The organism is Saccharothrix sp. 6-C, assembly GCF_016695385.1.
In the GTDB taxonomy this organism is placed as follows: domain Bacteria; phylum Actinomycetota; class Actinomycetes; order Mycobacteriales; family Pseudonocardiaceae; genus Actinosynnema; species Actinosynnema texasense.
Map to the genome: position 1 here is coordinate 2,900,053 of NZ_CP064192.1, position 24,372 is coordinate 2,924,424.

Annotated in this window: 2 protein-coding genes; both read right to left on the reverse strand. The window is 76.2% G+C overall.

The window, feature by feature from the left end; genetic code table 11:
• Window positions 1–8: 8 nt before the first annotated feature.
• Window positions 9–10,031, reverse strand: a complete 10,023-nt coding sequence (locus IOD16_RS12910; protein WP_201440235.1) for a non-ribosomal peptide synthetase — start codon at window positions 10,029–10,031, stop codon at window positions 9–11.
• A complete protein-coding gene (locus IOD16_RS12915; protein ID WP_201440236.1) occupies window positions 10,028–24,343 on the reverse strand; it encodes a non-ribosomal peptide synthetase in 14,316 nt (4,771 codons plus the stop codon). The genes IOD16_RS12910 and IOD16_RS12915 overlap by 4 nt, the downstream gene beginning before the upstream one ends.
• Between the last annotated feature and the right edge of the window lie 29 nt (window positions 24,344–24,372).

Below are 24,372 nucleotides of genomic sequence, written 5' to 3' on the forward strand. Positions count from 1 at the left end.
GGTTCTCCTCACGAGTGGTTCTCCAGGTGGGCGGCGAGCACCGCGCCGACGGCGGCCAGCGGGCCGGGCCGGGTCAGGTCGCCGTGCCGGCAGTCGACGCGGTGCGCGTCGACGTCGCCGGTGATGTGCGCGCGCCAGTCGGCGGGCACGGGGGACAGGTCGGTCTTGTCGGCGGTGGCGGCGAAGAACAGCACGTCGCCGTCGAAGCGGGCGGTGGTGCCCTCGCCCATCAGGGTCAGGTTGTCGGCGAAGACCTCGGCGAGGTCGGCGAGCCGGGCGGGCACCACGTCGGCGAGCGGCCCGTCCGCGACGCGGGCCGCGAAGTCCGCCACCGACACCGGCGCGGGGTCGTCGGGGTAGCCGAGGGAGCGCAGCAACGCGGCCAGCACCCGCGGGTCGCGGGCGGAGTGCACGTCACCGGTGGGCGCGGTGGGGTAGCCGTCCAGCAGCGCCAGGGTGGCCACCTGCTCGCCCTCCTCGCGCAGGGCGGCGGCCATCGCGTGCGCCACGCCCGCGCCGAACGACCAGCCGAGCAGGTGGTACGGCCCGGTGGGCTGCACGGCGCGCACCTGGTCGAGGTAGTCCTTGGCCATCCCGGCCAGGCTCGTGGGCCGGGCGTCCGGCTGCGACAGCCCCCGGGCCTGCAGGGCGTACACGGGCCGGTCGGGCAGGTGCGGCAGCAGGCCCGCGTACACCCAGCCGACGCCGGCCGCCGGGTGCACGCAGAACAGCGGCGCGGCGGAGCCATCGGCGCGCAACGGGAGCAGCACGGGGGGTGGCGCGTCCTCGGTCGCGCCGTCGTGCAGCCGCCGTGCCATCGCGGCCACCGTGGGCGCCTCGAACACCGCCCGCACGCCCAGCCGCACGCCGAACTCCGCGCCGATGCGCGCCACGAGCCGGGTCGCCAGCAGGGAGTGCCCGCCCAGGTCGAAGAACCCGTCGTCCACGCCGACCGCGGGCACGCCGAGCACGTCGGCGAACAGCGCCGCCAGCGCCTCCTCGGCGGGTGAGGACGGCGCCCGGCCGGTCGACCGGACGGCCGGCGCGGGCAGCGCCTCGCGGTCCAGCTTGCCGCTCGGGCCGACCGGGATGTCGTCGAGCACCACCACGGCCCACGGCACCATGTGCTCGGGCAACCGCGCCGCGGCGTGCGACCGGAGCGCCGACTCCTCCGGCACGCGGTCGCCCGCCGCGACGACGTAGGCGACGAGCCGCAGGTCGCCGGGCGCGTGCTCGCGGGCCACGACGGCGGCGCGGGCCACGTCCGGGTGGTCCTGGAGCACGGCGGCGATCTCGTCCGGCTCGATCCGCAGGCCGCGGACCTTCACCTGGTCGTCGGCCCGCGACAGGTACTCCAGCACGCCCTCGCCGCACCACCGCACGACGTCGCCGGTCCGGTACACCCGCGCGCCCGGCGTGAACGGCGACGCGACGAACCGCTGCGCGGTCAGCCCCGGCCGCGCGTGGTAGCCGCGGGCCAGCTGCACGCCGGTCAGGTACAGCTCGCCGGGCACGCCCGGCGGCACGGGCCGCAGCCGGTCGTCCAGCACGTGCACGCCGGTGTTCCACACCGGGCGCCCGATCGGGATCGTCGCGGTGGTCTCGTCGCCGCGCACGGCGTGGGAGGTCACGTCCACCGCGGCTTCCGTCGGCCCGTACAGGTTGTGCAGGCCCGCGTCGGAGACCGCGGCGAACCGGCGGGCCAGCGCGGTCGGCAGGGCCTCGCCGCTGCACACCACCCGGACCAGGTCGGCGCACCGCCCGCCGGACTCCTCCAGGTGCGCGACGAACGCGTCCAGCATCGACGGCACGAAGTGCGCCGTGGTGACGCCTTCCCGGCGGATCACGTCGGCCAGGTACGCGGGGTCGCGGTGCCCGTCCGGACGGGCCACGACGAGCGCCGCGCCCACCTGGAAGGGCCAGAAGAACTCCCACACCGACACGTCGAAGCTCGACGGCGTCTTCTGCAGCACCCGGTCGTCCGGGCCGAGGCGGTACTCGTCCTGCATCCACAACAGCCGGTTGACGATCGCGCGGTGCTCGACCACCACGCCCTTGGGACGCCCGGTGGAGCCGGAGGTGTAGATGACGTAGGCCGGGTCGCCGGGAAGCACCTCCGGCAGCGGGCCGGCCGGCCCGTCCTCCAGGCCCCGCAGGGTGTCCGCGTCGAGGACCAGCACGGGGTCGGCGTCGGCGAGCATGAACGCCACCCGCTCGGCCGGGTAGCCGGGGTCCACGGGCAGGTAGGCCGCGCCCGCCCGGTGCACGGCGTGCAGCGCGACGACCAGGTCCACCGACCGGGGCAGCAGCACGGCCACCACCCGGTCCCGGCCGGCGCCCGCGGCGTGCAGCGCCGCGGCGAGCCGGTCGATCCGGGCGTCCAGCCCGGCGTAGGTCAGGCGCTCGCCGTCGGCGATCAGCGCGACGGCGTCGGGCGTGCGGCGGGCCTGCGCGGCGAACAGGGCGGGCAGCGTGGTGTCCGGCACGGTCCGCTCGGTGTCGTTCCACGCCACCAGCACCCGGTCGCGCTCGTCGTCGCCGAGGAGGTCCACGTCGCCCAGCCGGACGTCCGGGTCCGCGGTCGCGGCGGCCAGGACGCGGACGAGCCGCTCGGCCAGGGAGCGGGCGGTGCCGGCGTCGAACAGGTCCTCCCGGTAGAGGAGGGCGCCGTCGACGCCGGCGGGCGAGCCGTCGCCCGCGCGGGTCTCGCGCAGGCCGAGGCTCAGGTCGAACGCCGTGGTGCCGGACGTGACGCCCACCGGCTCCGCGGTCAGGCCGGGCAGCGCGAGGTGCGCGTCACCGGTGTTCTGGAGGGTCAGCAGCACCTGGCACAGCGGGTGGCGGGTGAGCGAGCGGGGCGGGTTGAGCCGTTCCACCAGCCGTTCGAACGGCACGTCCTGGTGGTCGTAGGCGGCGAGGTCGGTGTCGCGGACGCGGGCCAGCAGCTCGGTGAACGTGGGGTCGCCGGAGGTGTCGGTGCGCAGCACGAGGGTGTTGACGAAGAAGCCGACCAGGTCGTCGAGGGCTTCGTCGGTGCGGCCCGCGACCGGCGTGCCGATCGGGATGTCCACGCCCGCGCCGACCCGGGTCAGCAGCGTCGCCAGCGCGGCCTGGAACACCATGAACGGCGTGGTCCTGGTGCGGCGGGCCAGGTCGAGCACGGCGCGGTGCAGGTCGGCGTCCAGCGCCAGCGGCACCCGGCCGCCGGTCTGCGCGGACGTCGCGGGCCGGGGCCGGTCGGCGGGCAGCGCCAGCTCGTCGGGCACGCCGGCCAGCGCGTCGGCCCAGAACGCGATCCGGTGCGCGAACGGCCCGTCCGGGTCGTCCTCGTCGCCGAGCAGGTCGCGTTGCCACAGCGTGTAGTCCGCGTACTGGACGGGCAGCGGTGTCCAGGCGGGGGCCCGGTCGTCGAGGCGGGCGGTGTAGGCGTCGGCCAGGTCGCGCAGCAGCGGTCCCATGGACCAGCCGTCGCCCGCGATGTGGTGCAGCACCAGCAGGAGCACGTGCTCGTCGTCGGCCAGCCGGATCAGGGCGGTGCGCAGCGGCAGGTCCGCGGTCAGGTCGAACGGCGCCGAGACGAGCCTGCGCAGCACCGCGTCGAGGTCGCCGGGCGCGCGGTCGAGCAGCGTGAACGGCGCCGTGACGCCGTGGCGCACCTGCTGGTGGGGTGTGCCGCCGACCTCGGGGAACACGGTGCGCAGCGCCTCGTGCCGCGCCACCACGTCGGCCAGCGCGGCGCGCAGCGCGGGCACGTCCACCGCACCGCGCAGCCGCAACGAGACCGGTACCGCGTAGCTCGGGTTCTCCTCGTCGAGCCGGTTCACGAACCACAGGCGGCGTTGCGCGAACGACAACGGCACCAGGTCGGGCCGCGCGGCGGGGCGCAGGGCGGGCCGGGCGGCCGGGCCGCGGTCCAGGCACGTGCCCAGCCCGGCGGGCGTGGGGTTGGCGAACAGCTCGGCCACGGTCAGCTCGGCGTCCAGCGCGGTGCGGACCCGGCTGACCAGGCGGGTGGCCAGCAACGAGTGCCCGCCCAGGTCGAAGAAGTCGTCGTCGGGCCCCACCGAGGGCACGCCCAGCAGCTCGGCGAACAGGCCGCACAGGATCTCCTCGCGCGGCGTGCGCGGCGCGCGGCGACCGGTGACGAGCTCCGGGACGGGCAGGGCGCGGCGGTCGAGCTTGCCGTTGGGGGTCAGCGGGAGCGCGTCGAGCACGACCAGCGCGGTCGGCACCATGTGCTCCGGCAGCACGGTCGCGAGGTGCGCCCGCAGGACGCCGGTGTCGAGCGCTCCGCGCGGCACGACGTACCCGGCCAGGGTCTTCATGCCCGGCCGGTCCTCGCGGACCACGACCGCCGCGTGCGCCACCGCCGGGTGGGCCGCCAGCACGGACTCGACCTCGCCCAGCTCGATGCGGAACCCGCGCAGCTTCACCTGCTGGTCGGCCCGCCCGGCGAACTCCAGCTCGCCCCGCGCGTTCCACCGCACCAGGTCGCCGGTCCGGTACATGCGCTCGCCCGGCTCGCCGAACGGGCACGCGGTGAACCGCTCGGCGGTCAGCCCGGGCCGGTCGTGGTAGCCGCGCGCCAGGCCCGCGCCCGCCAGGTACAGCTCGCCGACCACGCCGACGGGCGCCGGCCGCAGCCGGGCGTCCAGCACGAGCGCGCGGGTGTTCGCGACCGGGCGGCCGATGGGCGGCGGGACGTCGGCCCGCGCGTCCGGCGGCACGTCGGCGCCCGTGGCCACGACCGAGAACTCCGTCGGCCCGTACAGGTTGCGCAGCCGGAACGCGGTGTGCGCGGGTGGCCGGCGGCGCAGCGCGTCACCGCCGGTGAGCAGGGCGCGCAACGCGGTCGGCCGGTCCGCCAGGTCGTCCAGGACCAGCTCCAGGCGCGGTGTCGGCAGGAAGCAGGTGGTGAGGCCGGTGTCGGCGATCCACGCCACGAGCGCGTCGTCGTCGGCCAGGACGTGCGCGTCGGGCAGGTGCACGGACGCGCCCGCCGTCAGCTGCGGCCAGATCTCCCAGACCGCCGCGTCGAAGCCCTGCGCGGCGACGTGCCCGGCCCGGTCGGCGGGCGTGATGCCGTACTCGCGGACGTGCGAGGTGCACAGGTCGGCGAACCCGTGGTGGTCGACGACGACGCCCTTGGGGCGGCCGGTGGAGCCGGACGTGTAGATCACGTAGGCGGCGTCCCTCGGGTGCACCGGCACGTCCACCGGCGTGTCCGGCGAGTCGCTCAGGTCTTCGAGGCACACGACCGGCGGCCCGGTCACGAGGTCGCGCAAGGCCCGCTCGGTCACCACCACGGGCGTCGCGGAGTCGGCGAGCATGTGCGCCAGGCGTTCGGCCGGGTAGTCGGGGTCCAGCGGCAGGTAGGCGGCGCCGACCCGCAGCACGCCCAGCAGCGCGGCGACACCGGCGGGCGAGCGGCGCAGGCAGACCCCGACGACCGAGCCGGGCCGCACGCCGAGCGCGAGCAGCCGGTTCGCCACCCGGTTCGCCGCGCCGTCCAGCCCGGCGAACGTCAGACCGCCCGCCGCCGAGCCGAGGGCGGTCGCGTCCGGTGTCTCCCGCACCCACCGGGCCACCAGCGCCGGCACGGACTCCCACACGTCGACCGGCGCGGCGGTGTCGTTCCACTCGACGAGCACGCGGTCCCGCTCGCCGGGCACGAGGACGTCGAGGTCGCTGAGCCGGGTGGCCGGGTCGGCGGAGGCGAGCAGGCGTTCCAGTCGCGTCACCAGCGACCGGGCGGTGTCCTCGTCGAACAGGTCGACCGCGTACTCCAGGTTCGCGGTCAGGCCGCCGTCGTGCTCGGCGAACGCCAGCACCAGGTCGAACTTGGCCGTGGGCGTCCAGGCGGGCACGGGCTCGACGGTCAGGCCGGGCAGGGACGACCCCTCGCCGTCCGCGTTGTTCTGCACCACCAGCGTCACCTGGAACAGCGGGTGCCGCGACAGCGACCGGGCCGGGTTCAGCTCCTCCACGACCCGCTCGAACGGCACGTCCTGGTGGTCGTAGGCGGCCAGGTCGGCGGCGCGCACCCGGGCCAGCAGCTCGCCGAACGCGGGGTCGCCGGAGGTGTCGGCGCGCAGCACGAGCGTGTTGACGAAGAACCCGACCGCGTCGTCCAGCGCCTCGTCGGTGCGGCCCGCGACGGGCGAGCCGATCGGGATGTCCGTGCCCGCGCCCAGCCGGGTCAGCAGCGCGGCCAAGGCGGCGTGCAGCACCATGAACGTCGTGCTGCCGGTCGCGTCGGCCAGCGCGCGCACCGCGTCCCGGGTGGCCGGCCCGAACTCGGCCGCCACCAGCCCGCCCCGCCCGGACGGCACCGCCGGTCGCGGCCGGTCCGCGGGCAGGTCCAGCTGTTCGGGCACGCCGGCGAGGGTGTCGCGCCAGAACGCGAGCTGGGTGGAGACGAGGCTGCCCGGGTCGTCCTCGGCCCCGAGCAGGTCCCGTTGCCACAGCGCGTAGTCCGCGTACTGCACGGGCAGCGGCGCCCAGTCGGGGGCGGCACCCCCGGCGCGGGCGGTGTACGCGGTGGTGAGGTCGCGCAGCAGCGGCGCCTTCGACCAGCCGTCGCTGGCGATGTGGTGCAGCACCAGCACGAGCACGTGCTCGACCGGGGAGACCACCAGCAGGTGTGCCCGCAGCGGCGGTTCGACGGCGAGGTCGAACGCGTGCGCCGACAGCCCCGCCACGGCCGCGTCCACGTCGTCGGTGGTCACGACCGCGAGTTCCGGCGCGGTGTCCAGCACCCGCTGCACCGGTTCGCCGTCCACCTGCGGGAACACCGTGCGCAGCGACTCGTGCCGGTCCACCACGTCCGCGAGGGCGGCGCGCAGCGCGGGCACGTCCAGCTCGCCGCGCAGCCGCAGCGCCCACGGCGAGTTGTAGGCCGCCGAGCCGAGCTGGTCCACCACCCACAGGCGTCGCTGCGCGTGCGACAGCGGCAACGGGTCGGGCCGGTCGAGGGGCCGCAGGACGGGGCGGGCGGAGGTCGCAGCCGTGAGGCGGGACGCGAGGCCGCGCGGGGTCGGCGAGGCGAACAGGTCGCGGATGCCGAGTTTCGCGCCCAGGGCGGCGCGCGCCCGGCCCACCAGCCGGGTGGCGAGCAGGGAGTGCCCGCCGAGCGCGAAGAAGTCGTCCTCCGCGCCGGCCGGCGCCGCCAGCCCCAGCACCACCGCGAACAGGCCGCACAGGATCTCCTCCTGCGGGGTGCGCGGCTCGCCGTCGCCCGCCGCGTGAGCGGGTGCGGGCAGGGCACGCCGGTCCAGCTTGCCGTTGGGCGTGCGCGGCAGCTCGTCCAGCACGACGACCGCCGACGGCACCAGGTGCTCGGGCAGGAGCCCGGCGACGTGCCCGCGCACCTCGGCGGGCGTCACGCGACCGACCACGTACGCCACCAGCCGGGGGTCGCCGGGCCGGTCCTCGCGGACCACCACCGCGCTCTGCCGCACGTCGGGGTGCCGGTCGACGGCCGCGCGGACCTCGGCCGGCTCCACCCGGAACCCGCGCAGCTTCACCTGGTCGTCGACCCGGCCCACGTACTCCAGCACGCCGTCGTGCCGCAGCCGCACCAGGTCGCCCGTGCGGTACATCCGCCGTCCCGGCCGGAACGGGTCCGCCACGAACCGCTCGGCGGTCGCGGCCGGCGCGCCCAGGTAGCCGTGCGCGAGACCCGCGCCCGCCAGGTGCAGCTCGCCGACACCGCCGGGCGGCACGAGCGCCAGCCGCCCGTCCAGCACGTAGCCGTGCTTGCCCGCCACCGGACGGCCGATCGGCACCGACCGCGCGGCCAGGTCGGCGGCGGTGAGCTCGCGCGCGGTGCTGTAGCCCATGCTCTCGGCCGGGCCGTAGCCGTTGGTGAGCCGCACGTGCGGGTGCTCCGCCAGGGACTTCGCCACGTGCGCGGGTGACGCGGGTTCGCCGCCGGTCATGGCCCGGCGCACGGTGGCGAACACCTCGGGGTGCTCGTCGAGCACGTGGTTGAACAGGCTGGCGGAGGCCTTGAACACGGTGACGCCGTGCTCGACCGTCAACCGGGCGATGTCGGCGGGGTCCGGCGGCCCGGCCGGGTGGAGCACGCACGTGCCGCCGTGCAGCAGCGCGCCCAGCAGCTCGGTGGCGAAGGCGTCCCACGAGACCGGCGCGGCCTGGAGCCACACCTGGTCGGCGTCGAACTCGGCGTAGTCCTGACCGGTGAGCGTCGCGACCAGCGCGCGGTGGGGCGCGAGCACGCCCTTCGGCTCACCGGTCGAGCCGGAGGTGAACATGACGACGGCGGGCGCCTCGGGCGAGACCCGCACCTCGGGCGCGTGGTCCGGGCCGGGCGCGCAGGGGTCCACGAACCGGGCGTCGACCCCGTCGAGCGGCTCGCCGACGACCACGGTGGCGCCCGCCCGCCGCAGGGCCCCGCGCAGCCGGTCGGCGGGGAAGGCGGTGTCCAGCAACGTGTAGCCGCTGCCCGCCTTGAGCACCCCGAGCAGCGCGGCCACCAGCGCCGGCCCGCGGTCGAGGTGCACGCCGACCACCACGCCGGCCGGCACCCGGTGGGCGATCCGGTTGGCCCACCGGTCCAGCTCGGCGTACGTGACGCGGCCGCCGTCGTGGACCAGCGCGGTCTTCTCCGGCGCCTCGGCGGCCCGTGCGGCGAACAGCTCGTGCACGGTCGCGTCGAGGTGCGCGTGGCCGGGTGCGGTCAGCGCGGCGCGCTCGTCGTCGTCCAGGATCGGCAGCGAGCCGATGGGGGTGTGCGGGTCGGCGGCGACGGCGGTCAGCAGCCGGACCAACCGCCGGCCGAACGCGGCGACGGTGGACCGGTCGAACAGGTCGACGGAGTAGTCCCAGTCGACCAGCAGGCCGTCGGTCCGCTCGCGGAACGCGATGGTCATGTCGAACTTCACCGCGCCGGTGCCCAGCGGCACCGGTTCGAAGAACCCGTCGGCGTCGGCGGCGCCCTCGGTGCTGTGCACCAGCATCACCTGGAACAGCGGGTGGCGGGCCGGCGAGCGCGGCGGGTTCAGCTCCTCCACGACCCGCTCGAACGGCACGTCCTGGTGGGAGTACGCGGTCAGCACCGCGTCGCGGACCCTGGCCAGCAGCTCGGCGAACGTGGGGTCGCCCGAGGTGTCGGCGCGCAGGACGAGCGTGTTGACGAAGAACCCGACCAGGTCGTCGAGGGCTTCGTCGGACCGGCCCGCGACCGCCGTGCCGAGCGGCACGTCCGCGCCGCCGCCGTGCCGGGTGATCAACGCGGCCACCGCGGCCTGCGCCACCATGAACAGCGTCGCCCCGGTGTCGGCGGCGAGGTCGGCCAACGCCCGGTGCACCGGCGCGGGCACGGCCAGCGGCACCGAGTCGCCCCGGTGCCCGGCGGTGGCCGGACGCGCCCGGTCGGCGGGGAAGCCCACCTCGACCGGCAGGTCCGCCAACGTCCGCGCCCAGTGCCGCGCCTGCCGGGCGAACCGGCTGTCCGGGTCGTCGGGGTCGCCCAGCACGTCCTGCTGCCAGTAGGTGTAGTCGGCGTACTGCACCGGCAGCTCGGGGAACCGCGGCGCGCGTCCGGCGAGTCGGGCCGCGTAGGCGGTCGCCAGGTCGCGGGTGAGCGGCCCGGTCGACCCGCCGTCGCCCGCGATGTGGTGCAGCAGCACCAGCAGCACCGGGTCGTCGCCGGCCACCCGGAACAGGCGGGTGAGCACCGGCGGCGCGGCGGTCAGGTCGAACACGTGCCGCGCCGCGTCCTCCAGCGCCGAGGTCAGCTCGTCCGCCGCCACGACCGTCACCGGCAGGTCCACCGCCGACACCGGTCGGATGTCCTGGCACGGCCGGCCGTCGACCTCCGGGTACGCGGTGCGCAGCACCTCGTGCCGGGCCACGACGTCGCCCAGCGCGGCCCGCAGCGCCGCCACGTCCACGTCACCGCGCAGCCGCAGCGCGACCGGGATGTTGTAGGTGGCGCCGGGCTCGGCCCGGCTGAGGAACCACAGCCGCCGCTGGGTGAACGACAGGGGGATGCTCGGCGCGCTCACTTGACCTCCTCCGGGCGGACCCGGCGCCGCAGCGCGGGGCGGGCTTGTTCGGCGTGGCCCAGGCGCTCCGCGAGCGCGGCCACCGTGCGGTTCTCGAACACGGACTTGATGGACAGCTCGGCCCCGAAGGCCGTGCGCACCCGGCTGATCAGGCGGGTCACCAGCAGCGAGTGCCCGCCGAGGGCGAAGAAGTCGTCGTCCGCGCCCACCTCGCCGGTCAGCCCGAGGACCTCGGCGAACAACGCGCACAGGACCTCTTCGCGCGGTGTCGCCGGGGTGCGCCCGGCGGGCCGGTCGAGGTAGTCGGGCGGCGGCAGGGCGGCCCGGTCGAGCTTGCCGTTGGCGTTGCGCGGCAGCACGTCCATCCGCACGTACGCGCTGGGCCGCATGTGCTCGGGCAGGTGCTCTTCGGCGTGCGCCCGCAGCGACGCCGGGTCGGGCTCCGCGCCGGGCTCCGCCACCACGTACGCCACCAGCCGCCGGTCACCGGGCCGGTCCTCGCGGGCCACGACGGCCGCCTGCCGGACGCTCGGGTGGTGGGCCAGCGCGTTGGACACCTCGCCCGGCTCCACCCGGAACCCGCGGATCTTGATCTGGTCGTCGGCGCGGCCCAGGAAGTGGAGCACCCCTGACGGTGGCTCTCCGTCGACTCCGTCGACGGAGAGCCACCGCACCAGGTCACCGGTCCGGTACATGCGCTCGCCGGGGCTGCCGTGCGGGCAGGCGACGAACCGCTCGGCGGTCTGCGCCGCCGCGCCCAGGTAGCCCCGGGCCAGGCCGACGCCGGTCATGTAGAGCTCGCCGACCACGCCGGGCGGCAGCAGGTTCAGGTGCGCGTCGAGCACGTAGAAGCCCTTGTTGACGATCGGCCGCCCGACCGGGATCGACGGCAGGTCGGTGTCCTCCAGCCGCACCTGGTGGCACACCGTGAAGATCATGTTCTCCACCGGCGAGTAGCCGTTGACCAGCCGCACGCCGGGGTGGCGGTCCAGCAGCTTGCGCAGGTGCGCCACCGAGGCCGGCTCGCCGCCGGTCATGATCTGCCGCACCCCGGCCAACGCGGTCGGGTACTCGTCGAGCAGGTGGTTGAGCAGGCTCGCGGACAGGTGCACGGTGGTGATCGCGTGCCGGGCGACGAGCGCGTCGATCACCGCGGGCTCCGGCGTCGGCCCCGGCTGCAACACGCACGTGGCGCCCGCCAGCAGCGGCCCGAACAGCTCCAGCGCGAACGCGTCCCACGACACCGGCGAGCACTGCAACCACACGTGGTCGGGGGAGAAGTCCACGTACTCCTGGCTGAGCAGCGTGCCGACGAGCGCGCGGTGCGGCGCGACGACGCCCTTGGGCACACCGGTGGACCCCGAGGTGAACATGACGCACGCGACGTCCTCGGGCGACACCCGCACCCCCGGCGCCGTCACGGGGTGGCGCGCGACGCGTGCGGCCGTGCCGGGGTCGTCGACCGCGAGCGCGGGCACGTCCGGCAGCCGGTCGGCCAACGACGACGACGTCACCACCAGCGGGGTGCCGGCGCGCTCGACCAGCCCGGCCAGCCGCCGACGCGGGAACCGCAGGTCCAGCGCCGTGTAGCCGGCGCCCGCGGTGAGCACGCCCAGCACGGCCACGACGAGGTCCACGTCGCGGTCCAGCAGCACGCCGACGACCTGCCCGGCCCGCACCCCGCGGGCGACCAGCTCGTGGGCCAGCCGGTTCGCCCGGTCCACCAGCTCCCGGTAGGTCACCCGGACCTCGCCGTGGACCAGCGCCACCGCGTCGGGCGTCCGCCGCGCCTGCGCCGCGACCAGCTCGTGGGCGCAGCGGTCCACCGGCGCGTCGGCGTAGGTGTCGGTCCAGGCGGCCAGCAGCCCGCGCCGCTCCTGGCGGTCGAGCAGCTCAGGCCGGCTGATCCGGGTGTCCGGCTCGGCGATGACCGCGGCGAACATCCTGGTGAGGCGGGTGGCCAGGGCGGCGGCGGTGCCGCGGTCGAACAGGTCGGTCGCGAACTCCAGGCTGCCGGTGATGCCGGCGGGCGCGCCCGCGTCGTCGTGCTCCTCGCGCAGCCCCAGGGTGAGGTCGAACTTGGCGCTCGCCGTGTCCACGGGCCTGACCTCGGCGGTCAGGCCGGGCATCGCCACCCGGCCCGCCGCGGTGTTCTGCAGCACCAGCATCACCTGGAACAGCGGGTGCCGCGACAGCGACCGGGTCGGGTTCAGCTCCTCGACCAGCCGCTCGAACGGCACGTCCTGGTGGTCGTAGGCGGCCAGGTCGGCGTCCCGGACGCGGGCCAGCAGCTCCCGGAACGTCGGGTCGCCCGAGGTGTCCGTGCGCAGCACGAGCGTGTTGACGAAGAACCCGACCAGCTCGTCGAGCGCCTCGTCCGCGCGGCCCGCGACCGGTGAGCCGGCCGGCACGTCGGTGCCCGCCCCGAGCCGGGTCAGCAGGGCCGCGAACCCGGCCTGGAGCACCATGAACGGCGTGGTGCCGGTGGTGCGGGCCAGGTCGAGCAGCGCCCGGTGCAGCTCGGCGTCCAGCTCGACCGGCACCGACTCGCCCCGGCCGGACGCGGTCGCCGGGCGGGCCCGGTCGGCGGGCAGCGGCAGCTCGTCGGGCACCCCGGCCAGCGCCTGCCGCCAGAACGCGAGCTGCCGGGCCAGCGGGCTCGTCGGGTCGTCCGGGTCGCCGAGCAGCTCGCGCTGCCACAGCGCGTAGTCGGCGTACTGCACGGGCAGCGGCGCCCAGTCGGGGGCGCGGCCGTCCAGCCGGGCCGTGTAGGCGTCGGTGAGGTCGCCGAGCAGGGGGCCCATCGACCAGCCGTCGCCCGCGATGTGGTGCAGCACCAGCAGCAGCACGTGGTCGTCCTCGGCGACCCGCAGCAACGACGCCCGCACGGGCAGCTCGGCGGTGAGGTCGAACGCCTCCCGCGCCGCCGCCGTGACCACACCGTCCACTTCGGACTCGGTGAGGTCGAGCACGGGCAGCGGCAGCGCCACGTCCGCCGCCGGCCGCACCACCTGCTGCGGCACGCCGTCGATCGAGGGGAACACCGTCCGCAGCGACTCGTGCCGCCGCACCACGTCGGTCAACGCCGCGTGCAGCGCCCCGACGTCGAGCCCACCGCGCAGCCGCACGGTGTGCGGCACGTTGTAGGACGCGCCCGCGCCCTCCAACTGGTCGATGAACCACAGCCGGGCCTGCGCGTAGGACAGGGGGACCTCGTCCGGTCGCGGCGCGGCGGTCAGCGCCGGGCGGTCGGCGACCCGGTCCAGCCGGCCGCACAGCCCGGCCGGCGTCGGCGCGTCGAACAGGTCGCGGATCGCGAGCTCCGCGTCGAGCGCGGCCCGGACGCGGCCGACGAGCTTCGCCGCCAGCAGCGAGTGCCCGCCGAGGGCGAAGAAGTCGTCGTCGACGCCCACCCGGTCGGCGGTCAGCCCGAGCACGTCGGCGAACAGCCCCACCATGATCGTCTCGCGGGGTGTGCGCGGCGCGCGCCGCCCGACGCCGGAGCCGGCCGCCGGCGCGGGCAGCGCGGCCCGGTCCAGCTTGCCGTTGGCGTTGAGCGGGATGCGGTCGAGCAGCACGTACGCGGAAGGCCGCAGGTGGCTCGGCAGCACGGCCGCCGCGTGGGCCGCCAGCGCGGCGTGATCGGGCGCGGAACCGGCCTCGGGCACGACGTAGGCGACCAACCGCTTGTCACCGGGCCGGTCCTCCCGGACCACGACCGCGCTGCGCCGCACGCCGGGGTGCGCGTCCACGACCGCCCGCACCTCGCCGGGCTCGATCCGGAAACCGCGGATCTTGACCTGGTCGTCCGCGCGGCCGACGAACTCCAACCTGCCGTCGTGGCGCCACTTCACGAGGTCACCCGTGCGGTACATGCGGTGGCCGGGCTCGAAGGGGCAGGCGACGAAGCGCTCGGCGGTCAGGCCCGGTTCGCCCGCGTAACCGTGCGCGGAACCGGCGCCCGTGACGTACAGCTCGCCGGCGACACCCGGCGGGACGAGGTCGAGGCGGTCGTCCAGCACGTAGGACCGCTTGTCGGCCACGGCGAGGCCGATCGGCACCGGGCCCTCGACGTCCTCCGGCCGCACGTCGTGGAAGCTCGTGTAGACCATGTGCTCGGCCGGTCCGTAGCCGTTGACGACCCGCACACCGGGGTGCTCCCGCACCAGCCTGGCCAGGTACGGCGCGGACGCGGCCTCACCGCCCGTCATCACCACCCGCAGCACGTCGAACACGGCCGGGTGCTCGTCGAGCATGTAGTTGAGCAGGCTCGCGGACAGGAACACCGTGGTCACGCCGTGCTCGGCGACCAGCTCGGCGATCCGCGCCGGTTCGGGCGCCTGCCCCGGCTGGAGCACCGACGTCGCGCCGGACAGCAGCGCGCCGAACATCTCCAGCACGAAGCCGTCCCACGGCAGCGGCGCGCTCTGCAACCAGACGTGCTCCGGGGAGCCGTCGAAGAAGTCCTGGCCGATCAGGGTGCGCACCACCGCGCGGTGCGGTGCGAGCACGCCCTTGGGCTTGCCGGTCGAGCCGGACGTGAAGATGACGCAGGCCGGCGCGGCGGGATCGACGTCGACCCCGGGTGCGTGGTCGGGTCGCCCGCTCACGTCCGCCGCGATGTCCAGCATCCGGTACGCGCCGTCCAGGCGGGTCAGGCCGGCCGCGTCCGTCACGACCGCGACCGCGTTCGCGGCCCGCAGGACCGCGGCCACCCGCCCGTCGGGGAAACCGGGGTCGAGCAGGGTGAACGCGGCGCCCGCCTTGAGCACCGCGAGCACGGTCACCACCAGGCCGGTGCTCCGGTCGAGCAGGACGCCCACGAGGTCGCCGGGGCGGACGCCGCAGTCGAGCAGGTGGTGGGCCATCCGGTTGGCCGCCGCGTCCAGCTCCCGGTAGGTCGTGCGGACGCCGTCGAACACGACGGCGGTGGCGTCCGGCGTGGCGGTCGCGTGCCCGGCGACGACCTCGTGCGCCGTGCGGTGGTCCACGACCCGCGCCGGCGCGCCGGGCGAGCCGGCCGCGAGCACCGCCCGCTCGGCCGGGGTGAGCACGTCCAGCCGGCCGATCCGGACGCCCGGGTCGGCGGCGATGGCCCGCAGCACGCCCACCAGCCGGTCCACCAGCGTGGTCGCGGTGCTCCGCTCGACCAGGTCGGCCGCGTACTCCAAGCCGCCCACCACGCCCGTCGGCGTGCCGCCGTCGTACTCCTCGCCGAGGCTGAGCGTGAGGTCGAACTTGGCCGCGCCCGTGTCGACCGGCGCGAGCTCCACCAGGAGGCCGGGCAGCTCCGGCCGTGCGCCCGCGTTGTTCTGCACCACGAACGCGACCTGGAACAGCGGGTGCGTGCCCGGCGTGCGCGCCGGGTTCAGCTCCTCGACCAGCCGGTCGAACGGGACGTCCTGGTGGTCGAACGCGGCGAGGTCCGTCTCGCGGACGCGGGCCAGCAGCTCGGTGAACGTCGGGTCGCCGGAGGTGTCCGTGCGCAGCACGAGGGTGTTGACGAAGAAGCCGACCAGGTCGTCCAGCGCCTCGTCCGCGCGGCCCGCGACCGGCGCGCCCAGCGGCACGTCCGTGCCCGCGCCCATCCTCGTCAGCACGGTCGCGAACGCGGCTTGGAGCACCATGAACAAGGTCACGCCGTGCGCCCGCGCCACGTCCAGCAGCGCCCGGTGCAGGTCGGCGTCCAGCCGCACGTCCACCAGCCCGCCCGCGCCGCCCCCGGCCGTCCGGGGGTGGTCCAGCGGCAGCGGCACCTGGTGCGGCAGGTCGTCGAGCGCCTGCCGCCAGAACGCGAGCTGCGCGTCGCCCACCTCGTCGAGCAGGTCGCGCTGCCACAGCGTGTAGTCCGCGTACTGGACGGGCAGCGGCTCCCAGTCGGGCGCCTCGCCGGCCAGGCGGGCGGTGTAGGCGTCGGCCAGGTCGCGCAGCAGCGGTCCCATGGACCAGCCGTCGCCCGCGATGTGGTGCAGCACCAGCAGGAGCACGTGGTGGTCGGCCGCGACGCGGAGCAGCGAGGCCCGCACCGGCGGCTCGGCGGTCAGGTCGAACGCCTCCCGCGCCGCCCGCGCCACGGTCTCGTCCACATCGGACACCTCGCGCACGGGGAGGGCCACGTCGCCCGCCGGCCGCACCACCTGGCGCGGCTCGCCGTCGACCGACGGGAACACGGTCCGCAACGCCTCGTGCCTGCCGACCAGGTCGGTCAGCGCGGCGCGCAACGCGGCCACGTCCAGCTCACCGCGCAACCGGACGGTGTGCGCGACGTTGTAGGCGGGGTTGGGGCCGCGCAACTGGTCCACGAACCACAGGCGGGCCTGCGCCGGGGACAGCGGCGTCCACTCCGGGCGGTCCACCGGCCGCGGCGGCGTGCGCGCGGCGCGGGCCGCGTCGAGGCGGTCGATCAGCGCGGCCGGGGTCGGCGCGTCGAACAGGTCGCGGATGCCCAACTCCGCGTCGAGCGCGCCGCGGACCCGGCCGACGAGCTTCGCCGCCAGCAGCGAGTGCCCGCCGAGGTCGAAGAACCCGTCGTCGAGACCGACCTCGGCGACGCCCAGCACCTCGGCGAACAACCCGACGAGGATCTCCTCGCGGGCGGTGCGCGGCCGGCGCGCCGCGGGCGCGGCCAGGTCCGGCACGGGCAGCGCGGACCGGTCGAGCTTGCCGTTCGCGGTCAGCGGCAGGGCGTCCAGCGGCACGTAGGCGACGGGCCGCAGGTGTTCCGGCAGCAGCGCCGCCACGTGCGCCCGCACCTCGGCCACCGGGGTCGACGTGACGACGTAGGCCACCAGCCGCTTGTCGCCGGGCCGGTCCTCGCGCACCACCACGGCCGCGTCGGCCACGTCGGGGTGCGCGGTGACGGCGGCCCGCACCTCGCCGGGCTCGACCCGGAACCCCCGGATCTTGACCTGGTCGTCGACCCGGCCCAGGTACTCCAGCGTCCCGTTTGGCAGCCAGCGCGCCAGGTCGCCGGTCCGGTAGGCGCGCTCGCCCGCCCGGAACGGGTGGGCCACGAACCGCTCGGCGGTCAGGCCGGGCGCGCCCAGGTAGCCGTGCGCCAGGCCCTCGCCCGACACGTACAGCTCGCCCGCCACCCCCGGCGGCACGGGCCGCAGCCGGTCGTCCAGCACGTGGGCCCGCTTGCCGGCGACCGGACCGCCGATCGGGACGGACGCCGCGCCGGCGGCGGTGATGTCGTGGGTGGTGGTGAAGCCCATGCTCTCGGCCGGGCCGTAGCCGTTGACCAGGGCGACACCCGGGAACTCGCGCAGCGCCCTCGCCACGTGCGCGGGCGACGCGGGCTCGCCGCCGGTCATGGCCCGGCGCACGGTGGCGAACACCTCGGGGTGCTCGTCGAGCACGTGGTCGAACAGGCTCGCCGAGGCGTCGAAGACGGTCACGCCGTGCTCGACCACCAGCGCCGCCACCACGGCCGGGTCCACGTCGCGGCCGGGCAGCAGCACGGACGTGCCGCCGTGCAGCAGCGGCCCGAGCAGCTGGGTGGCGAAGGCGTCCCACGAGACCGACGCGATCTGGAGCCACACCTCGCCCGGTCCGAACCCGGCGTAGTCCTGCCCGGTGAGCGTGGACACCAGTGCCCGGTGCGGCGCGACGACGCCCTTGGGCACGCCGGTGGAACCGGAGGTGAACATGACGCACGCGACGTCGTCCGGGGTCGTGGCCACGTCGGGCGGGGTGGCCGGGCGCGCCGCGATCACGGCCGCGTCCGCGTCGATGAGGACGGTCGGCGTGCCCGCGACGGTCCCCGACAGCCGGGAGTCGGTGACGACCAGCGGCGGCGCGGTGCGGGTCACCAGGTCGGCCAGGCGCGCGGCCGGGAACTTCGGGTCGAGCACGGTGTAGCCCGCGCCGGCGGTCAGGGCCGCGAGCACCGCGACCGCCAGCTCGTCGTCCCGCTCCAGCAGCACGCCCACCACGTCGCCGGGCCGCACGCCGGCCGCCACGAGGTGCTGCGCCAGCCGGTTCGCCCGCTCGACCAGGGCGCGGTAGGGCACGCGGCGGTCGCCGCTGACCAGGGCCACCGCGTCCGGGGTCGCCGCGGCCCGCGCGGCCACCAGGGCGTGCACGGTCGCGGGCGGCGCGGCCGGTCCGCCGTCGCTCCACCCCGCCAGCACGTCGTGCCGCTCGGCGGGGGTCAGCAGGTCGACGTCGCCGATCCGGCGGTGCGGGTCGGCCGCCAGGGCGCCCAGCAGGGACGTGAAGCGGGCCAGGAGGCGTTCGGTGGTGTCGGCGTCGAACAGGTCCGTCGCGTACTCCAGGTAGCCGCCGATGCCGTCCGCCGTCTCGGTCGCGGCGAGCGTCAGGTCGAACTTCGCGGCGGTGTTGGGCACCGGCTCCGGCACGCACGTCGCGCCCGCCAGGTCGACGGCGGCGCCGGCGTTGTTCTGCAGCACCACCATGACCTGGAACAGGGGGTGCCGGGCCGGGCTGCGGACCGGGTTCAGCTCCTCGACGAGGCGTTCGAACGGCACGTCCTGGTGGTCGTAGGCGGCGAGGTCCGCCTCGCGGACCCGTGCCAGGAGCTCCGCGAACGTGGGGTCGCCCGAGGTGTCGGTGCGCAGCACGAGCGTGTTGACGAAGAAGCCGACCAGGTCGTCCAGGGCTTCGTCGGCGCGACCGGCGACGGCGGCCCCGATCGGCAGGTCCGTGCCCGCGCCCATCCTGGTCAGCAGGGCGGCGAACGCGGCCTGGAGCACCATGAACAGGGTCACGCCGTGCGCGCGGGCCAGGTCGACCAGGTCCCGGTGCACCGCGCCGGGCACGCGCAGCGGCAGGGACTCGCCCCGGTGGCTCGGCACGGCCGGCCGGGGGCGGTCGGCGCGCAGGTCCAACCCTTCGGGCAGGCCGGCCAGCGCCGACCGCCAGTGCGCGAGGTCGCGGGCCAGGCGGGACGTCGGGTCGTCGGCGTCGCCCAGCAGGTCCCGCTGCCACCGCGCGTAGTCCACGTAGGACACGGGCAGGGGAGCCCAGGCCGGCGCGGCGCCGCCGAGCCGGGCGGTGTAGGCGGTGGCGAGGTCGTCCAGCAGCGGGCGCAGCGACCAGCCGTCGCCGGCGATGTGGTGCAGCGTCACCAGCAGCACGTGGTCGCGCTCGCCGGTGCTCAGCAGGTGCGCCCGGATCGGCGGCCGGGTGGCGAGGTCGAACCGGTGGCCCGACTCGGCGCGGATCACCGCGTCCAGCCGACCCGCCTCGACGTCGTGGGCGGTGAGCACGGACGTGACGTCGTCCTCGGCCAGCACCCGCTGGTACGGCTCGCCGTCGACGGAGGGGTACACCGTCCGCAGCGGCTCGTGCCGGAGCACCACGTCCGTGACCGCCCGGTCCAGCGCGTCGGCGTCCACCGGCCCGGTGACCCGCGCGGCGAACTGCACGTTGTACGTCGTGCCGCCGTCGACCTGGTCCAGGAACCACAGGCGGGCCTGCGCCGGCGACAGCGGCGGGCGCTCGGGCCGGTCGCCGGCGACCAGCGCCGGCCGCGCCGCCGAGGCCCCGTCCAGGCGCGCCGCCAGGTCGGCCACCACGGGCGCGGCGAACACGTCCCGCACGCCCAGCTCCACGCCGAACGCGGCCCGCACGCGAGCCACCAGCTTCGCCGCCAGCAGCGAGTGGCCGCCGAGCGCGAAGAAGTCGTCCTGCGCGCCCACCCGGTCCTCGGGCACGCCGAGCACGTCGGCGAACAGACCGCGCAGGATCTCCTCACGCGCGCCGCGGGCGGCCCTGCGGGGCGCGGCCGCGTGCTCCGGCGCGGGCAGCGCGGCCCGGTCCAGCTTGCCGTTCGGCGTCAGCGGGAGGGCGTCCACCAGCACGTACGCGGCCGGCCTCAGGTGTTCGGGCAGCAGGTCGGCGACGTGCGCGCGCAGGACCGCCGCGTCCGGCGCGGAGCCCGGCTCGGCCACCACGTAGGCCACCAGCCGCTCGTCCCGCACCACGACCGCGCTCTGCCGCACGCCGGGGTGCCGCTCGACGGCGGTGCGGACCTCGGCGGGCTCGACCCGGAAGCCCCGGATCTTGACCTGGTCGTCGACCCGGCCGAGGAAGTGGAGGACCGCAGACCGGGTCTGATCGTCGGCTCCGCTGACGGCCTGCCACTTCACCAGGTCGCCCGTGCGGTACATGCGACCGCCGGGCACGAACGGGTCGGCGACGAACCGTTCGGCGGTCAGGCCGGGCGCGCCGAGGTAGCCGTGCGCGAGCCCGCCGGTCATGTACGCCTCGCCGGGCACGCCGACCGGCACCGGGGTGAGCCGGTCGTCCAGCACGTACACCCGCTTGCCCGCGATCGGCGCGCCCACCGGGATCGTGGCCAGGCCCGTGTCGGCGAGGGCGATGTCGCGGCACAGCGTGAAGATCATGTTCTCGACGGGCGAGTAACCGTTGACCAGCCGCAGGTCCGGGCGCGCGGCCAGCAGCCGGCCGACGTGGGCCACGGACGCGGGCTCGCCACCGGTCATCAGCTGCCGCACGCCCCGCAGGGCCTCGGGGTGCTCGTCGACGAGGTGGTTGAGCAGGCTCGCGGAGAAGTGCGCGGTGGTGACGGCGTGCTCGGTGAGCAGGCCGGCGATGACGGCCGGGTCGGTGACGTGGCCGGGTTGCAGCACGCACGCCGCGCCGTGCAGGAGCGGGCCGAACAGCTCCAGCGCGAACGCGTCCCACGAGACCGGCGAGCACTGCAACCACACGTCGTCGGCGGTGAACTCGACGTAGTCCTGACCGGTGAGCGTGCCCACGAGAGCGCGGTGCGTCGACAGGACGCCCTTCGGCTCCCCTGTGGAACCGGAGGTGAACATGACGCAGGCCAGGTCGTCCGGGTGGACGACGACGTCCGGCGCGGTGGGGGGAAGCGCGTCGAGGCCGGTGACGTCCACGGTCGTCACGCCCGGGAAGCCCGCTGTGGACACCACGTGCCGCAGCCCGGCCCGGTCCGCCACGGCGGTGAGCCGGCCGGCCGGGAACCTCGGGTCCAGCACGGTGTACGCGGCGCCGGCCTTGAGCACCGCCAGCACCGCGGTGACCAGGGTCGCGTCCCGGTCCAGCAGCACGCCGACCACGTCACCCGGCACGACACCGGCCTCGACCAGCCGGTGCGCCAGGCGGTTCGCCGCCGCGTCCAGCTCGGCGTAGGTGACCGTGCCGCCCGCCACCAGGGCGACCGCGTCCGGCGTGCGCCGCGCCTGCTCGGCGAACACGACGTGCGCGGGCCGGTCGTCACCCCGCGCCGGCGCGCCGTTCCACGTCGACAGCAGGCGTTCCCGCTCGTCGGCGGCCAGCAGGTCGATCGCGGTGATCGGGGTGTCGGGCGCGGCGGCCACCGCGGTCAGCAGGCGGGTGAGCGCGGTGGCGAACCGCTCGGCCGTGGCGCGGTCGAACAGGTCGGTCGCGTACTTGAGCGCGCCGGTGAGGCCGTCGCCGGTCTCGGTGAGGTCGAGGGTGAGGTCGAACTTCGCCACGTCCAGGTCCACGACCCGGTGCTCGGCGCGCAGCCCGGTGAAGTCGACCGTCACCGGCGGCGTGTTCTGCAGGACCAGCATCACCTGGAACAGCGGGTGCCGGGAGAGCGAGCGGGCCGGGTTCAGCTCCTCCACCAGCCGGTCGAAGGGCACGTCCTGGTGGTCGTAGGCGGCGAGGTCCGCCTCGCGGACGCGGGCCAGCAGCTCGGTGAACGTGGGGTCGCCGGAGGTGTCGGTGCGCAGCACGAGCGTGTTGACGAAGAAGCCGACCAGCTCGTCCAGGGCTTCGTCCGACCGGCCCGCGACGGGCGTGCCGATCGCCAGGTCCGTGCCCGCGCCGAGGCGGGTGAGCAGAGCGGCCACGGCGGCGTGCAGCACCATGAACACGGTGCTGCCGGTCCGCCCGGCGAGCGCCTTCAACGCGGCGTGCGGCTCGGCGGCCAGCGCCAGGGGCACGGTGTCGCCGCGTGTGCCCCGGATCGCGGACCGGGGGCGGTCGGCGGGCGGGGTGGACTCCTCCGGCAGGCCGGCCAGGGCGGTGCGCCAGTGCTCGTGCCAGGAGTCCTGCTCCCACAGCGCGTAGTCCGCGTACTGCACGGGCAGCGCCGGCCACTCGGGCGTCGTGCCGTCCAGACGGGCCCGGTAGGCGGCGGCCAGGTCCCGCAGCAGCGGCGCGGTCGACCAGCCGTCGCCCGCGATGTGGTGCAGCACCAGCAGGAGCACGTGGTCGTCGTCGGCCAGGCGCAGCAGGTGGGCGCGCAGCGGCGGTTCGACGGCGAGGTCGAACGGTTCGGCCGCCAACGCGCGGACCAGCTCGTCGGGGTCGGCGCACGCGCGCTCGGACCACGCCGGCGCGGCCCGGTCGAGGATCCGCTGCACCGGCGTGCCGTCGACGACCGGGAACACGGTGCGCAGCGACTCGTGCCGCGCCACCACGTCGCCGACGGCGGCACGCAGGGCGTGCGGGTCGAGCGGGCCGCGCAGCCGCACGGTCACCGGGATCGTGTAGGTCGCGCCGCCCTCGACCTGGTCGAGGAACCACAGCCGGGACTGCGCGAACGACAGCGGCAGCACCTCGGGCCGGGTGGCCGCGGTGACCGGCGGGCGGGCCGGCGCGGCCGACGGCAGCGCGGCGGCCAGCGCCCGGGGCGTGCGCGCGGCGAACACGTCGGCGATGCGCAGCTCCACGCCCAGCGCGGCGCGCACCCGGCTGACCAGGGTCGCGACCAGCAGCGAGTGGCCGCCGAGGTCGAGGAAGTCGTCCAGCGCGCCGACCGCGGGCAGCCCGAGCACGTCGGCGAACAGCCCGCAGAGGACTTCCTCGGGCACCGTGCGGGGCGCGTCGGCCGACGTCGTGACGCCGGGCGCGGGCAGCGCGGCCCGGTCCAGCTTGCCGGTCGCCGTGCGGGGCAACGCGTCGAGCAGGACCACGGCCGAGGGCACCAGGTGCTCGGGCAGGCGTCCGGCGACGTGGGCGCGCAGCTCGCGCGGTGTCGTGCCGCCGGCCACCACGTAGGCGACCAGGCGCTTGTCGCCGGGGCGGTCCTCCCGGACCACGACCGCCGCCTGCCGCACGGCCGGGTGACCGGTCAGCGCGGCCTGCACCTCGCCGGGCTCGACCCGGAAACCGCGGATCTTCACCTGGTCGTCGGCGCGGCCGAGGAAGTCGACGGCCCCGTCCTCGCGCAGGCGGCCGAGGTCGCCCGTGCGGTACATCCGCCCGCCCGGCCGCGTCGGGTCCGCCACGAACCGCAGCGCGGTCAGCCCCGGCTGCTTCAGGTAGCCGTGCGCCAGGCCGCCGCTCATGTAGATCTCGCCGGTCTCGCCGGGCGCGACGGGGCGCAGGTCCGGGCCGAGCAGGACGGCGGTCTTGCCCGCCAACGGCCGGCCGACCGGGACGGTCGCGCGGCGCGCGTCGTCGCGGGTGACGTCGTGGCACAACGTGAAGATCATGTTCTCGACCGGCGAGTAGCCGTTCACCAGCCGCAGGTCCGGGCGCAGGTCCAGCAGGGCCGCCACGTGCCGGGTCGACGCGGCCTCGCCGCCGGTCATCAGCACCCGCAGACCCGCGAACACCGCGGGGTGCTCGTCGAGCAGGAAGTTCAGCAGGCTGGCCGAGAAGTGCGCGGTCGTCACGCCGTGCTCGGCCACGAGGTCGGCGATCAGGGCCGGGTCGGGGGTCTCGCCGTCCTGCAGCACGCACGTCGCGCCGTGCAGCAGGGGGCCGAACAGCTCCAGCGCGAACGCGTCCCACGAGACGGGGGAGCACTGGAGCCACACCTCGTCGGCGGTGAAGCCGGCGTAGTCCTGGCCGGTGAGGGTGCGGACCAGCGCCCGGTGCGGCGCCACGACGCCCTTGGGCTCGCCGGTCGAGCCGGAGGTGAACATGACGCACGCGACGTCGTCCGGGGAGGTGGCGACCCGCGGGGCGGTGGCGGGGAGCCCGGCGACCTCGGGCGCGGCGGGGTCCACGGCGGTGCGGTCGCCGACGCCGTCCGCGGTCACGACCACGTCGACGTCGGCCCGCTCGCACACCGCGATCAGCCGGGCGGCGGGGAAGCGGGGGTCCAGGACCGTGTAGGCCGCGCCCGCCTTCAGCACCGCGAACACCGCGACGACCAGCTCCACCCCGCGCGGCAGGCGCACGCCGACCACGTCGCCCGGTCGCACGCCCGAGCCGATCAGGTGGTGCGCCAGCCGGTTGGCGCGGGCGTCGAGCTCGCCGTAGGTCACCCGGTCCCGTCCGCTCACCAGCGCCGTGGCGTCGGGGGTCCGCCCGGCCTGGCGGGCGAACAGTGCGTGCACGGCCGGGAGGGCCGTGTCGATCGGGTGTGTCGTGGTCACCGCAAACCAGCTCCCCAGTCGTCGCGTGT